Annotated in this window: 16 protein-coding genes; 11 read left to right on the top strand and 5 right to left on the bottom strand. The window is 32.1% G+C overall.

Annotated elements, in window-relative coordinates; translation table 11 throughout:
- The first annotated feature begins 78 nt into the window (after positions 1 to 78).
- The 3 genes from QMG60_RS06360 to QMG60_RS06350 all read left to right on the top strand — a co-directional run bounded on the left by QMG60_RS06360 (position 79) and on the right by QMG60_RS06350 (position 2,811).
- Positions 79 to 1,287: an NAD(P)/FAD-dependent oxidoreductase gene (locus QMG60_RS06360; protein ID WP_281867245.1), complete on the top strand. Its 1,209-nt coding sequence runs from the start codon at positions 79 to 81 to the stop codon at positions 1,285 to 1,287.
- Positions 1,288 to 1,291: 4 nt separating this feature from the next.
- Positions 1,292 to 1,939, top strand: coding sequence for an HAD family hydrolase (locus tag QMG60_RS06355; protein ID WP_281867244.1), 648 nt, complete (start codon positions 1,292 to 1,294; stop codon positions 1,937 to 1,939).
- A gap of 137 nt (positions 1,940 to 2,076) precedes the next feature.
- A complete protein-coding gene (locus tag QMG60_RS06350) occupies positions 2,077 to 2,811 on the top strand; it encodes a hypothetical protein (protein WP_281867243.1) in 735 nt (244 codons plus the stop codon).
- 2 nt (positions 2,812 to 2,813) lie between these two features.
- Here the strand turns inward: QMG60_RS06350 and QMG60_RS06345 are convergent, their stop codons facing one another.
- Entirely contained in the window at positions 2,814 to 3,290 is a 477-nt protein-coding gene (locus QMG60_RS06345) for a TspO/MBR family protein (RefSeq protein WP_281867242.1), read from the bottom strand.
- 151 nt (positions 3,291 to 3,441) lie between these two features.
- Between QMG60_RS06345 and QMG60_RS06340 the strand changes: the two genes are divergently transcribed.
- The 7 genes from QMG60_RS06340 to QMG60_RS06310 all read left to right on the top strand — a co-directional run bounded on the left by QMG60_RS06340 (position 3,442) and on the right by QMG60_RS06310 (position 8,943).
- Positions 3,442 to 4,524, top strand: coding sequence for a diphosphomevalonate decarboxylase (locus QMG60_RS06340; protein WP_281867241.1), 1,083 nt, complete (start codon positions 3,442 to 3,444; stop codon positions 4,522 to 4,524).
- A gap of 30 nt (positions 4,525 to 4,554) precedes the next feature.
- Positions 4,555 to 4,773 carry a hypothetical protein gene (locus QMG60_RS06335; protein ID WP_281867240.1) on the top strand — a complete coding sequence of 73 codons (219 nt, stop codon included), beginning with the start codon at positions 4,555 to 4,557 and terminating at the stop codon, positions 4,771 to 4,773.
- Entirely contained in the window at positions 4,773 to 5,078 is a 306-nt protein-coding gene (locus tag QMG60_RS06330) for a type II toxin-antitoxin system RelE/ParE family toxin (protein WP_281867239.1), read from the top strand. Before QMG60_RS06335 ends, QMG60_RS06330 begins: the two co-directional genes overlap by 1 nt.
- 3 nt (positions 5,079 to 5,081) lie before the next feature.
- Positions 5,082 to 6,020: a hypothetical protein gene (locus QMG60_RS06325; protein ID WP_057115938.1), complete on the top strand. Its 939-nt coding sequence runs from the start codon at positions 5,082 to 5,084 to the stop codon at positions 6,018 to 6,020.
- Positions 6,021 to 6,084: 64 nt separating this feature from the next.
- Positions 6,085 to 6,675, top strand: coding sequence for a DUF502 domain-containing protein (locus tag QMG60_RS06320; RefSeq protein WP_281867238.1), 591 nt, complete (start codon positions 6,085 to 6,087; stop codon positions 6,673 to 6,675).
- A gap of 61 nt (positions 6,676 to 6,736) precedes the next feature.
- Positions 6,737 to 7,693, top strand: coding sequence for a geranylgeranylglycerol-phosphate geranylgeranyltransferase (locus tag QMG60_RS06315; RefSeq protein WP_057115936.1), 957 nt, complete (start codon positions 6,737 to 6,739; stop codon positions 7,691 to 7,693).
- Between the two features lie 338 nt (positions 7,694 to 8,031).
- Positions 8,032 to 8,943: a pseudouridine synthase gene (locus tag QMG60_RS06310; RefSeq protein WP_057115935.1), complete on the top strand. Its 912-nt coding sequence runs from the start codon at positions 8,032 to 8,034 to the stop codon at positions 8,941 to 8,943.
- A 57-nt stretch (positions 8,944 to 9,000) separates the two neighbouring features.
- Here QMG60_RS06310 and QMG60_RS06305 read toward each other — a convergent pair whose 3' ends face one another.
- Complete coding sequence (locus tag QMG60_RS06305) at positions 9,001 to 9,603, bottom strand: DUF937 domain-containing protein (RefSeq protein WP_057115934.1); 603 nt, start codon at positions 9,601 to 9,603, stop codon at positions 9,001 to 9,003.
- Positions 9,604 to 9,881: 278 nt separating this feature from the next.
- Positions 9,882 to 10,382 (bottom strand): DUF456 domain-containing protein, encoded by a 501-nt coding sequence (locus QMG60_RS06300; RefSeq protein ID WP_057115933.1) that lies wholly within the window; start codon positions 10,380 to 10,382, stop codon positions 9,882 to 9,884.
- Positions 10,383 to 10,536: 154 nt separating this feature from the next.
- On the opposite strand from QMG60_RS06300, the gene QMG60_RS06295 reads away from it, so the two are divergent.
- Positions 10,537 to 11,016 (top strand): hypothetical protein, encoded by a 480-nt coding sequence (locus QMG60_RS06295; protein ID WP_057115932.1) that lies wholly within the window; start codon positions 10,537 to 10,539, stop codon positions 11,014 to 11,016.
- Between the two features lie 20 nt (positions 11,017 to 11,036).
- On the opposite strand, the gene QMG60_RS06290 is transcribed toward QMG60_RS06295, so the two are convergent.
- Positions 11,037 to 12,140 carry a glycosyltransferase gene (locus QMG60_RS06290; protein WP_281867237.1) on the bottom strand — a complete coding sequence of 368 codons (1,104 nt, stop codon included), beginning with the start codon at positions 12,138 to 12,140 and terminating at the stop codon, positions 11,037 to 11,039.
- Positions 12,137 to 13,081: a lysylphosphatidylglycerol synthase domain-containing protein gene (locus QMG60_RS06285; protein WP_281867236.1), complete on the bottom strand. Its 945-nt coding sequence runs from the start codon at positions 13,079 to 13,081 to the stop codon at positions 12,137 to 12,139. The genes QMG60_RS06290 and QMG60_RS06285 overlap by 4 nt, the downstream gene beginning before the upstream one ends.
- Positions 13,082 to 13,088 lie beyond the last annotated feature (7 nt).

Here is a 13,088-nt window from a genome sequence, read left to right as displayed (position 1 = left end):
GGCAGAAAAAAATTAGTACCAATTTGTGACCCGAGCGATAGCAAACAGGCGAATCAAATTCGTGGCAACTCAAAAAATATGATTAAAAATTTCGACATAATAATTGTTGGCGGAGGCGCTGCAGGTTTTTTTTCGGCTATTAATATTGCAGAGAAAAATCCGAAACTTAAAATTGCCATTTTAGAAAGAGGAAAAGAAGTCCTTTCTAAAGTCCGCGTTTCTGGAGGCGGAAGATGCAACGTTACACACGCTTGTTTTGAACCCAACGAATTGGTTAAATTTTATCCTCGAGGCGAAAAAGAACTTCGCGGACCTTTCCATCAATTTTGTTCCGGAGATACAATTGAATGGTTTGAAAAACATGGCGTAGAATTAAAAATTGAAGAAGATGGCAGAATGTTTCCTGTTTCTAATTCATCACAAACCATAATTGATTGTTTTTTAAAAGCAACAGAAAAATTAGGCATAAAAGTGCTGACAGGGCAAAGCGTTCAGTCTATTTTCAAAAAAGAAAATCACTGGAAAATTGATACACAAAGTGATAATTTCGCAACAGAAAAATTAGTAATGGCAACAGGAAGCAACCCAAAAATATGGGAAATGCTTCAAGAACATGGACATGCAATTGTAAGTCCCGTTCCTTCCCTATTTACTTTCAACATCAAAGATTCCCGAATTAAAGAACTACCCGGCGTTGCAGCACAGGTTACCGTGAATGTAAAAGATACTAAACTGGAATCTACAGGACCTTTATTAATTACACATTGGGGAATGAGCGGACCTGCAATTCTAAAACTTTCGGCTTGGGGTGCACGCATTTTACACGATAAAAATTATCAGTTTATGATTTTCGTCAATTGGTTAAATGATGTTGATTTTGAAGATGCCGAAAAAACCTTAAAAGATCTAAAACAAGAACATGCTAAAAAAGCAGTTTCAAAAAAATCTCCTTTTGATTTCCCAAATCGATTATGGGAAAGTTTGGTTCTGGCTTCAGGAATTGAAACAGAAACTAAATGGGCCGATTTATCTAAAAATCAATTGCAAAATTTAACTTCTCAACTCACAAAAGCCGAATTTAAAGTAAACGGAAAAAGCACTTTTAAAGAAGAATTTGTAACCGCAGGCGGAATCGATTTAAAAGAAATTAACTTTAAAACCATGGAAAGCAAAATCCATCAAAACCTTTATTTTGCAGGCGAAATTGTAAATATCGACGCTATTACGGGAGGTTTTAATTTTCAGAATGCCTGGACAAGCGGGTTTATTTTGGCTCAAAATATTTAATAGAATGAAATTTAAAGGAATTATTTTTGATTTAGACGGAACATTAGTAAACTCATTAGAAGATATTTCAGACGCAATGAATACCGTACTTACAGGTCTAAATTACCCAACTCATAATTACGACACGTATCAATATTTTATAGGAAGCGGTTTGCGAAATTTAGTGAGCAAAGCTTTACCGGCATCCAACAATTCAGAAGAACAAATTGAAAATTGTTTTGATTGTATGATCGACACCTATCGTGAAGTTTGTACGATTAAAACAAAACCGTACGAAGGCATTGTTGAATTATTAGATAATCTGGCTTCTCAAAATATCAAATTAGCGGTTTTCTCTAATAAAGCCGATGAGCTTACCAAAAAAATAGCTGCAGAAATATTTCCAAATTATTTTGATGCTGCAGTTGGCTTAAGTACCGAAGCGCTAAAGAAGCCAAATCCGTTTGAAGCCTTAGAAATAAGTAAGAAATGGAATTTAAAACCTGAAGAAATTCTTTTCGTAGGTGATTCTGATATTGATATGCAGACTGCAGTAAATGCTACTATCTTTCCGGTTGGAGTTTCGTGGGGATATCGAACAGAAGGTGAATTGTTAGCGAGCGGAGCTAAAGTAGTTATTCATAATCCTTCCGATTTAATTCAACTATTATAAATAACATCAGCCACAGTTTATATTCACAGTCTTACAAACTGAAAACTTTCAGAATTTGTTTTAACAAGAATTTACAGATTCGGTAAGTTTTCATTAAGACAATTCTAATAATTTTACTTTCAACTAAATACCACTAGATGAAAGTAAAATTACTCACCACAATTTCCTTTTTTACGTACCAGTTTTCTATTTCTCAAACAGAAAAATTACTTCACGGAAAAGTTAGTTCTAATAATAATCCAATTAATAAGGTTGAGGTTATTAATAAAACAGCAAAAACCAGCACCAGAACCAATGAATTGGGAGACTTCTCAATTATGGTGAAAGAAAAAGACAGTTTACTATTTTTTGTTAAAGATTACTTTTTTACCAGATTAAAAATTTCTCAGGCAAATATGGATCAAAACAATATTATTGTCAACATGGTTGTGAAAGCAGAAGAATTAAATGAAGTTGTAGTAACCAACATCAAATTTCCTCATGTAGGTACGGCCAATGCCGATTCGAATGTAATCCCTTCTTCCTCTTTGCAAAAATATACTGGAGTTAACGACGGAACCATTGTCAATGGTATGAATTTTATTGCCATAGGAGGTTTCATTGCTGATTTATTCAAAAAAGAAAATGAAGCACCTAAAAAGAAAGTTCCTGAAATAAATTTCAAAAAACTTGTAGCTGCATCAATTCCTTCCTCTTTTTTTACCAAAGATTTAAAATTAAACGTAGATGAAGTTGATTTATTTATTGATTTTTGCGATGCAGATCCACAATCTAAAAAACTTTTAGAAAACAATAACGTATTAACTACAATAGATTTTTTGTATGCAAAAAGCGACGTTTTTAAGAAGTTCAAAACAGAATCCCGTCAATAAAACTATTTATTCAGCCACCAAATACTGGCATTCAAAATGGTCGCAAACCCAACCCATGCCAAATACGGAATCAATAAGTAACCAGCTGTTTTGTTGATTTTGGTAAACTTTAAATAAGTTTCGTAAATCATAAGCCATAAAAGTGCAATTTCAACTAACGCAAGCATCGGATTTTTAAATCCGAAGAATAAATACGACCAAATTGCATTAAGAATAAGTTGAATTATAAAGAAAAGAAGTGCTTTTTTAACTTCTTCTGTCTGCTCTTTTATTTTATCCCAGACTAATCCCGCAGCAACTGCCATAAAAATGTAAAGAATTGTCCAGACCGGCATGAAAATCCAGTTCGGCGGATTAAAAACTGGTTTTTCAATAGTCGGATACCAGCTTTCTACACTTGGTCTCGTTACCAAACTTGCAGAATATCCTACTGCTAAACAAATGATTAAAGCGATTACGATCTTAACTATTTTATTCATTGCATTAAATTTTGTATTCAAAAATAGTCAAAAGAAATTTTTAAACCATATACGAAATATAAGTTCATTTTAGAAAACCCAACTTATATTTCTTAAATAACTTATATGGTGAAAAAATTTAAAAACTATCTTTGCCAAAATTTTACAATTCATGTTAACAGCAGCTGATTTTATACCAAATTCATATACTTCAACAATCGAAAACGGAAACTTTGAATGGAGCGCTCCAAGCAATATTGCCTTAGTTAAATATTGGGGGAAAAAAGACAATCAGATTCCGGCTAATCCTTCGGTAAGTTTTACGCTTAACAATTGTAAAACAATTACGAAATTGGGCTTTTCAAAAAAAGACAACCACGGAAATTTTTCTTTTGATTTACTTTTTGAAGGAAAACCAAAAGAAGACTTCAAACCGAAAATTCAAAAGTTTTTAGAAAGAATTGAAGTTTATCTTCCGTTTCTGAAAGATTATCATTTTACGATTGACACTCAGAATACATTTCCACATAGTTCCGGAATTGCTTCTTCAGCGTCTGGAATGGCAGCTCTAGCAATGAATTTTATGAGTTTAGAGAAATTACTGAACCCAGAAATAACAGAAGATTATTTCTATCAAAAAGCATCTTTTCTCGCTCGTTTAGGTTCTGGAAGTGCTTGCAGAAGCGTAAAAGGAAATGTTGTAGTTTGGGGAAATCAGGCCAATATTGAAGGAAGTACTGATTTATTTGGAGTTGAATTTCCATATACTGTTCATGAAAACTTCAAGAATTATCAAGATACCATTTTATTGGTTGATAAAGGCGAAAAGCAAGTTTCAAGTACAGTTGGTCACGATTTAATGCACAATCACCCTTACGCCGAAAGACGTTTTGCTCAGGCACATGAAAACTTAGATCAGTTAATCAGGATTTTTGAAAACGGTAATTTAGATGAATTTATCAAAGTTGTAGAAAGTGAAGCTTTGACTTTACATGCTATGATGATGACATCGATGCCGTATTTTATTTTGATGAAACCAAATACGCTGCAAATTATAAATGCAATTTGGAAATTTAGAAACGAAACTAAAACTCCGGTTTGTTTTACGCTGGATGCTGGTGCAAATGTGCATGTCCTTTATCCCGAAAACGTTACCGAAAAAGTATTACAATTTATTCAAGACGAATTAGTTGTATTTTGTCAGAATCGTCAGTACATTTGCGACAAAATTGGCGAAGGCGCAATCGCATTATAATTTTGCGTATCTTTAATTAAAATTTTGATTATGGATATTCAATTAGAAAAACGTGAAGTGATAGATATTCTGGAAGGTACGGATGACCTTTCAATCATTTTGGCGGTCAAAAAATTGTTGACCAAAAAGAAAAAAGATTGGTGGGATGATCTAACTGATGAACAAAAAGAAGAAATTAAAGAAGGGGAAAGACAAATTGAACTAGGTGAATTTGTTTTGTATGAAGATATTATGAAAAAGCATCGTTAATGAAAAGAACAATAATCTTTTCAAAAAATGCAGAAAAAAGTTTATTAGAATTATTTGAATATCTGGAAATAAAGTGGTCAAAAAAAGTAAAGGATAAATTTATATCAAAGCTGGACAAAGCAATTTATCTAATACAAATAGAACCTGAAATTTTTCCTAAATCAGGACTAAATAAAAACTATCACAAATGCGTCTTGTCAAAACAAACAACAATCTATTATAAATTCAACACAAAAAGAGTTGAAATAATTGCATTTTTTGACACACGACAAAACCCAAATAAAATAAAAAAAGACATAAAATAAATCATGAAAGGACCATTATTTTACTCAAAAATATTACTCTTTGGAGAATACGGAATCATCCGCGACTCTAAGGGACTTTCTATTCCTTATAATTTTTACAATGGCGCCTTAAAGAAGTCTGAGGAGCCTTCTGCAGAAGCTATTGCATCAAACAAAAGTTTACAAAGCTTCACTGCTTATCTGGAAGTTTTACAGACACAACAACCAGAATTGGTTACTTTTGATCTGGAAACTTTAAAAAATGATGTTGAAACTGGTATGTATTTCGATTCTAGCATTCCGCAGGGATACGGGGTTGGAAGCAGCGGTGCACTTGTTGCTGCTATTTATGATAAATATGCTACCAACAAAATCACAGTTTTAGAAAACTTAACACGAGAAAAACTATTACATCTAAAAAATGTCTTCTCTCAAATGGAGAGCTTTTTCCACGGAAAAAGTTCTGGTTTAGATCCGTTAAACAGCTATTTGAGCATTCCGATTTTAATTAATTCTAAAGATAATATTGAAGCAACCGGCATTCCGACTCAAAGTTTTGACGGGAAAGGTGCTGTCTTTTTATTAGACTCTGGAATAGTAGGCGAAACAGCTCCTATGGTTAACATTTTCATGGAAAACCTAAAAGACAAAGGTTTCCGTGCAATGCTAAAAAATCAATTTGTTAAATATACTGATGCCTGTGTAGAAAACTTCCTGCATGGCGATATGAAGTCTTTGTTTACCAATACTAAAAAACTTTCTAAAGTTGTTTTAAATCACTTTAAACCAATGATTCCAGAACAGTTTCATGGAATCTGGCAGCACGGAATTGACACAAACGATTATTACTTAAAACTTTGTGGTTCTGGCGGCGGCGGTTACATTCTTGGTTTTACAGAAGATTTGGAACGTGCAAAAGCATCTTTAAAAGACTATAAATTAGAAGTTGTTTATCAGTTTTAACTCTTTAAAACCGAAGTTATTTGAGTAGATTTTCATAAGTTTTCATCCTAAAAAGTTATTTATTATGAAAAGTATTTTAAAAATATTCAAAGCAACTTTTTTAGGAGGAATTCTGTTTTTAGCACCTTTAGTCGTACTGTTTATTATTCTTGAAAAAGGATATGGCATTATTCAAAAAGTCACTCTTCCGCTTGTAAAAAATCTACCGAGAGTACATGTTTTAGGAATTGCACTGCAAGAACTTGTTGGAATAATAATTATAATCGTTTTTTGTTTCGCTGCAGGTTTATTGTCAAGAACTGCCAAAGCTAAAAAACTGATTAAGAAATTAGAAAACGGAATTTTAAGTTTTGTTCCCGGATATTCATTTATGAAAAATATGAATGAAAACATTATGGGAATTGAATCTAATCAAGATTTAAAAGTAATTCTTGTTCCTACAGATGCCGGCTGGCAATTTGCATTTTTGATAGAACAAATAGACGAAAATAGTTTTACTGTTTTTATACCCGATGCTCCAAATCCGTGGAGTGGCTCTGTTGTTTTTGTTGAGAAAAAAGACATCAAAAACGTTGAGATTTCGCAAAAAGAAGCACTGGCATGCATCAGAAAATTAGGCTATGGCTCTAAAGAATTGTTAAAAAACAAACTGTAAATTTTTATAATCAAAAATATCCTTTAACTTCCCTTATCTAAACCTTTACAAACTATTTTATATGTTAAGCAGACAGCACAAACTTTTAGTAATGAAAATTGTTAGTCTGTTTTCTGTAGTTAGGGGTTACAATATTCCAATTATAGTTTTAGCGCAATATCTATCGGCTATTTTTATTTTGGCACCAGAAATTAGGGCGCTGGATATTCTTCTTGATTTCCATTTATTTCTAATTGTTTTTGCTTCGGCGATTACGATTGCTTCGGGTTATATTATCAATAATTTTTACGACAGCCAGAAAGATTTAATTAATCGTCCCAACAAATCAATGCTGGACAGATTAGTGAGTCAAAAAACTAAATTATCGGTTTATTTTTCTTTGAATTTTCTTGCTGTTTTAATGGCTTTTATTGTTTCTTGGAGAGCATTTTTGTTCTTCTCGGGTTATATTTTCCTGATTTGGTTTTATTCTCATAAAATAAAAAAATATCCAATTATCGGGAATTTAATGTCTGCACTGCTGGCTGTTACTCCGTTTTTTGCCATATTACTGTATTTCTACAATAAAATTTCGTTTGAAGAAATTGAAAATCATATGAGTCATTTTGTGGTAATTTCGGCACATGCAGTTTTCTTGTTTTTACTTTTGCTGATTCGAGAAATGATTAAAGATTTGGAAAACTTAAAAGGTGATTTGGTAACGGATTATAGAACAATTCCTGTTTTGTATGGTGAAAAAATCTCTAAACAAGTTATTACTGCTTTAACGATTTTAACCATTTTACCTGTTTATGTTTTAATAAATATTTACGATGTGGGTTATATGGATATTTACTTTTATGCCTGCTTTGGGGTTTTGCTTTTTTTCTTGATTTATTTATGGAAATCGAATTCTAAGGAGCAGTTTTTAATGCTTCATAATGTTTTGAAATTCTTAATCGTTTCGGGTGTTTTCTGCATTGTTTTGATCAATCCGAGCGTTTTATGGCATGGGCGTGAATTGATTTCTAATTATTAATTTTTTTATTCCACTGAGATACACCAAGAGTTTCGCAGAGATTCACGAAGATTTTTTGGGGTTGCTTTGTGTAAACTTTGTGAACCTTTGTGCAATAACTTACTCCAAAATATTTAAAAGAAGCCAATTGTTTGAAATCTAGCCCCGATTGAAGTGGAAATCTTTTTATTTTTTTCTTTAAAAAATAAAAAATTGGAACGGAAAGCGGGAAATAATGCCTGAAAAAAAGCCAATTGTGATGCTCCTTACTTCTTAAAATTTATTGCTATTAATCTAAGAACATTGAACTTAAGATTTATTAGCAGGAAAAAACTATCTTTGCACAAATTAATGATTTTATGAACAACAAGGAAGGCAATAATAAAAGAGGCGGATCTAGACCAAACAGCTCAAGATCAAACTCTAGTAAGCCAAAACCTCCTATGGCGAAACGTGCGCAAGGGCCGAAAAAAGTGAAACCGGAGGTTAAAGCCGCTAATGCTGCTGCGGAAGAAAAAGTAAAAAAACAAAATCAGGCTCCGAAAAGACAAAAGGCTTCAGATGAAATTCGTTTAAACAAATACATCTCGAACTCTGGTATTTGTTCGCGTCGTGATGCTGACATTTATATTCAGTCTGGAAACGTTAAAGTAAACGGTGTTCCAGTAACTGAAATGGGATATTTGGTAAAATTGAATGATGTAGTAAACTTTGACGGTGTTACTTTGACTCCTGAAAAGAAAGAATATATTTTATTAAATAAGCCTAAAAACTTTACGACAGCTCTGGATGAAGGTCAAGAATATCGTAACGTTCTAGAACTTGTTCGTGGTTCTACAAATGCAAAAATTGCTCCAATTGGAAGAATGGATAAAAATACGACTGGTTTATTGGTATTTACAAACGATACAGATATGATCCGTAAGTTTACTTTACCAAATCAAAAATCGTCTAAAATTTATCAGGTTTCTTTAGACAAAAACTTAAAGTTTGAGGATCTTGAAAAAATCAGCAAAGGTTTGGTTCTTGACGGACACCGCGTTTTTGTTGAGGAAATTAGCTATATTGATAATGAGCCCAAAAGTGAAATCGGCCTTAAACTTCGTACTTCGAATGTAAAAGTGGTGCGTTCTATTTTTGAGTCTTTTGAATATAATGTTTTACGAATTGATCGTGTTGCATTTGCTGGTTTGACCAAAAAGAATCTTCCTAGAGGAAACTGGCGCTTTTTGACTGACCAAGAGATCATCAATTTGAAAAACGCTAAATAGTTTTTCAAATTTTGTTATAATGAATCCTGTTTTCTTTGAAAATGGGATTTTTTTATTTTAGAAACTAAAGAAATTATGTCCGAAAAGGGTAAAAATTGATCTTCCGATAGATTGGTTTTTATCTTCTACTGTTTCGTAAGATGAAAAACCGAGTATGATTTTGATTCCAGGAGGAATACTATTTAAAATGTCTCTTTTTTGGTCTTCGAGAAGTAATTTTAAACTTTCTAGTAATTGAAGATTATTTCTTAAGTAGGAAACTACAAGCAGTGCTGAAAAGTTAAGTATTTCTCTGGCTGTTTCGCTTTTAATACCGACTTCGTTTGAAACCATTTCTGAAATTCTTCCTTTTTTATTCGAGAACAATTCTTTAAGTAATGAATTTCCTTCTAAACGGTAACAATCATCAACTGATAAAATTCTACCTGCGTTAAAGTCAATTTCTTGGTAAAAAGTTGAATCTTCTTTTATCATCGAGGCTATTTCAGAATAAAAATCAGATTCTTCGGCTTTGTTGTAGAGTCCCATTAAAATTGTACCGATCGAGACATCAATTCCTTTTATTAAAAGGGCATCATTTTCAAAATAAAACTTGTTCAACTTGGAGACAACATTAGATGAAATAAAACGTCTAAGTTCAATTTGTAGGTTTGGGGTCATACGCGTTAACTTATTAAAGAAACATTATTTAAATTTGTTCAAAATAACCGATAAAGTGAGGCTTTTTATCGTTTATTGTGATAAAAATATAAAATAAATTAACATTTCCAAAAAATAAGTTAAAAATTTACATAGATAATAACCTCATGTTAACATAAAAAATGCGTAAACACCTGTAAACACAACCCTTTAGAACTCAAACACAAAAGATAAAAAAGTTAAGAAAATTTTGATGTTTTTATAAAAGACAACGTATAAGATAAAGAAATGTTATATAATTAAAACAAAATGTTTCGATATTTCCACATTACGCTTAAAAAAATGCCCAAATAGACTACACAAAACATAAAATTAATAAAGCTCGAAGCAAGAAACCCAAGCAAGGAACCTGTTGCCGCTTTTAGTGCCCGTTTATGATTTTGTGAGTCGTATAACAATTCTCCGACAAGTGCTCCCAAAAAAGGTCCGATGATAAATCCAAAAGGAATTGGCGCCAAAATTCCGATAATTAAACCAATATTTGTCCCCCATATTCCATACGAACTTCCGCCGAACTTTTTTGTCCCCTGCGATGGGATTACGTAATCTAATATTGTTATGATTACCATTAAAACAAAAGTTATTCCTAAAACCCAATAATTATTTTCTACTGCTTTGGTTAGATATAGCAAAAGCAAACCCACCCAGCAGCTTGACAACCCAGGCAAAACAGGAAGAAAACTGCCAAAAATGCCAACAATCATGCATATAAAACCTAGTGTAACTAAAAGTAAATCCATATAGTTTTGATAAATTTGTTCTTACAAATTACTACTTTATTTTTTGCTATACAAACTTTAAAATTGTACCTTTAAAATATGAAGATTCCGCGTAATTGAAAGAATCTCTAAAAAAAATAATTGTATTTTTGTTTATTCATTCAACATTAAAATCTTGAGGCCGTTTTCACTTTTTTTCATCTGTATTATCTTTAATTCTTGTCAATATTTTGAGAAGCAGGTTCCGTCTGAAAAAGAATTACTTCAAAAAGAATTGAAATCGATCAACTGGAAAGAAGTAGACGAATACCCATCTGTCTCAAACTGTGAAAAAATAGCCGATAAAAAACTTCGCCAGCAGTGCTTTTTTGATGTAATGTCTGATCTTATTGAAGAAAAACTTAATGTTGATACTTTATCGATTATGTACCCAGAATTGGACACTATTGAAGTAAAAGTAACAATTTTTCCAAATGCAACTATGAAGTTTGAGCCTCAGTTTCCTAAAGATTCTGTTGCCTATGATACTATAAAAATTGACAGTATTCTGCATGCGCGTCTTGTTGATTTTCCAAAAGTAAATCCAGCTATAAAACGAGGCATTCCTGTAAAAACACAATTTATTCTGCCTGTAATTTTGAAAGCAAAGGAATAGTTTTACCCTTTTATATAAAGTTATTTCATAAAGCGCCTGTCTTTCCATTCGTACGAACCAAATAAGCTATACAAAGCTACACTTGTACTAAAAAAAGGATAAAACAAACTACTCAATAAAAAGCTTTTAAGCCTTGTATTCTTTAAAAACTGATTTGTTTTTGAAAGCAAAACAAAATCAACCATAAACTTTAAAAAAGCAAATAAAACAAAAAACGGATAATTTAAAATTTGGAAGAGAAGTAACAAAAAAGCAATTACAAAACTCAAATTTCCAAAGAAAACAACGTATCCCATAAATTTCCCATAGCTACTTTTATACGAACTCGTTTTGGCCGCCCAGCGCACTCTTTGATGAAATAATGCTTTCCAGCTTTCTGTTGGTTTTGTAGTTACAATGGCTTCTTGAGCTTTTAAGTAATGAACTTCATTTGGAAATTTTTCAATTGCTTTTTGCAGTAAAAAGACATCATCTCCACTTGCAATAGTCTCATTTCCAGTAAAACCATTTAAACTTTCAAACAATGATTTGGTGTACGCAAAATTAGCTCCGTTACACATAAAACCTTTGTTCAAACCAAAACTTCCAATTGTTGCGCCTTGTAAACTTGTCAAATCTAATTGCTGAAAATGATGCAGAAATGAATCTCCACATTCATACGTTACTGCTCCCGCCAGCATCGAAACTTTATTTTCCTGAATATAATTATCAAAAGTTAAAAGCCAGTTTTCTGGAACAAGACAATCAGCATCTGTGGTAATTACCCAATTGTTTTTTACGTATTGCATTGCAGTCGTAATAGCATCTTTTTTGGGCGATTTTGAAACTCGAATATTGTCTATTTGTGAAATGTGAAATGTGAAATGTGAGACTTGAAATTTCTCTCTCGAATTATCATCGACTAAAATTACTTCAAATAAATCTGTTGGATAATTTAGTGTCGAAAAGCTATTTAAAAGCTTTGGCAGGTTTTCTTCTTCATTTCGAAACGGAACTATTATGGTAAAACTTGTCTGTGGCTTTAAATCTTTTTTTTGATATTTTTTGACTTTGAAAAAACCATAAATTAGCAAACTAATGTTTACAATGTAAATAGCTAATATGGCAAACAAAGCAAAAATCATGCTGCTGTTTTGGTTTTAAAATTCAGCACAAAATAACTCCCTAAAAATACTGGTAATACAACATTTAAAAACCACATCAAAGTGCTTATAAAAATGACAATCCATTCGTTAACGCCAAGAATTCCGAAAAAATAAATAGCGACGCTTCCTTTAACTGCAAAATCTAGAAACTGAAATGTCGGTAATGATGAAGCTAAAAAGTATACTGATGTAATTGCTGCCATTAAAGTTAAATAAGGCAGATCGACATCAAAAGCTAAAAACAAAAAGTAATATTGGTGCGAAAAAACCAAATATCTTAAAATGCCTAAAAAAATGTTTTTTCTATGAATAGGCTTCGGAATTTCGTTGATTTTATGAATTAGTTTTTCAATTGAATATCCTTTGACTTTTATTTTTTTGATTGAAAATAAAATAATCAGAATTAGCAGAAATCCTCCGAACAAGATTAAGACTGTTTTGGTTGTAATAACATTAAACTGTGCATTGAAATAAAGTAAGCCAAAAATTCCAAAAATGATCGTTAAAATCATTTGGATTCCGTTGCAGATTAAGTTTAGAAAAACAACTTTTTTAGCTTCCGATTTTGGATAATACAAAGCTTTTCCAGCGTACTCTCCCACTCCGTTTGGTGTAAAGATTCCTGCCGTTAAAGCGGCTAAAACCTGCTTAGTGGCTTCGTAAACCGAGATTTGATAAATTGCTTTGGCGAGATTCTGCCATTTTAGAATCTCAAAATAGCGATTCAAAACACTCAAAAGTAATATAAACGAAATGCCTAAAACCGACTGATTTTTTCGAAATAAAACAATGAACTTATTCCAGTCCAATTTGTCGTTGTTGGCCAGCTGATTGTAAATAAAATAAAATGCACCGCCAACAATCAAAAGTTTGATTAGAAGAACTAGGAATTGCTTAGCTTTGTGAGGAATTGAAATCATGCCGCAA

The organism is Flavobacterium sp. GSB-24 (assembly GCF_027924665.1).
GTDB lineage: Bacteria > Bacteroidota > Bacteroidia > Flavobacteriales > Flavobacteriaceae > Flavobacterium.
The sequence above is the reverse complement of the archived record's forward strand: the minus strand, read 5'-3'. Positions and strand labels throughout refer to the sequence as shown.

Excerpts from the sequence above, each read along its gene's own strand:
- QMG60_RS06360 (WP_281867245.1), top strand. The coding sequence starts at position 79 with ATGATTAAAAATTTCGACATAATAATTGTTGGCGGAGGCGCTGCAGGT.
- QMG60_RS06355 (WP_281867244.1), top strand. The coding sequence starts at position 1,292 with ATGAAATTTAAAGGAATTATTTTTGATTTAGACGGAACATTAGTAAAC.
- QMG60_RS06350 (WP_281867243.1), top strand. The coding sequence starts at position 2,077 with ATGAAAGTAAAATTACTCACCACAATTTCCTTTTTTACGTACCAGTTT.
- QMG60_RS06345 (WP_281867242.1), bottom strand. The coding sequence starts at position 3,290 with ATGAATAAAATAGTTAAGATCGTAATCGCTTTAATCATTTGTTTAGCA.
- QMG60_RS06340 (WP_281867241.1), top strand. The coding sequence starts at position 3,442 with ATGTTAACAGCAGCTGATTTTATACCAAATTCATATACTTCAACAATC.
- QMG60_RS06335 (WP_281867240.1), top strand. The coding sequence starts at position 4,555 with ATGGATATTCAATTAGAAAAACGTGAAGTGATAGATATTCTGGAAGGT.
- QMG60_RS06330 (WP_281867239.1), top strand. The coding sequence starts at position 4,773 with ATGAAAAGAACAATAATCTTTTCAAAAAATGCAGAAAAAAGTTTATTA.
- QMG60_RS06325 (WP_057115938.1), top strand. The coding sequence starts at position 5,082 with ATGAAAGGACCATTATTTTACTCAAAAATATTACTCTTTGGAGAATAC.
- QMG60_RS06320 (WP_281867238.1), top strand. The coding sequence starts at position 6,085 with ATGAAAAGTATTTTAAAAATATTCAAAGCAACTTTTTTAGGAGGAATT.
- QMG60_RS06315 (WP_057115936.1), top strand. The coding sequence starts at position 6,737 with ATGTTAAGCAGACAGCACAAACTTTTAGTAATGAAAATTGTTAGTCTG.
- QMG60_RS06310 (WP_057115935.1), top strand. The coding sequence starts at position 8,032 with ATGAACAACAAGGAAGGCAATAATAAAAGAGGCGGATCTAGACCAAAC.
- QMG60_RS06305 (WP_057115934.1), bottom strand. The coding sequence starts at position 9,603 with ATGACCCCAAACCTACAAATTGAACTTAGACGTTTTATTTCATCTAAT.
- QMG60_RS06300 (WP_057115933.1), bottom strand. The coding sequence starts at position 10,382 with ATGGATTTACTTTTAGTTACACTAGGTTTTATATGCATGATTGTTGGC.
- QMG60_RS06290 (WP_281867237.1), bottom strand. The coding sequence starts at position 12,140 with ATGATTTTTGCTTTGTTTGCCATATTAGCTATTTACATTGTAAACATT.
- QMG60_RS06285 (WP_281867236.1), bottom strand. The coding sequence starts at position 13,081 with ATGATTTCAATTCCTCACAAAGCTAAGCAATTCCTAGTTCTTCTAATC.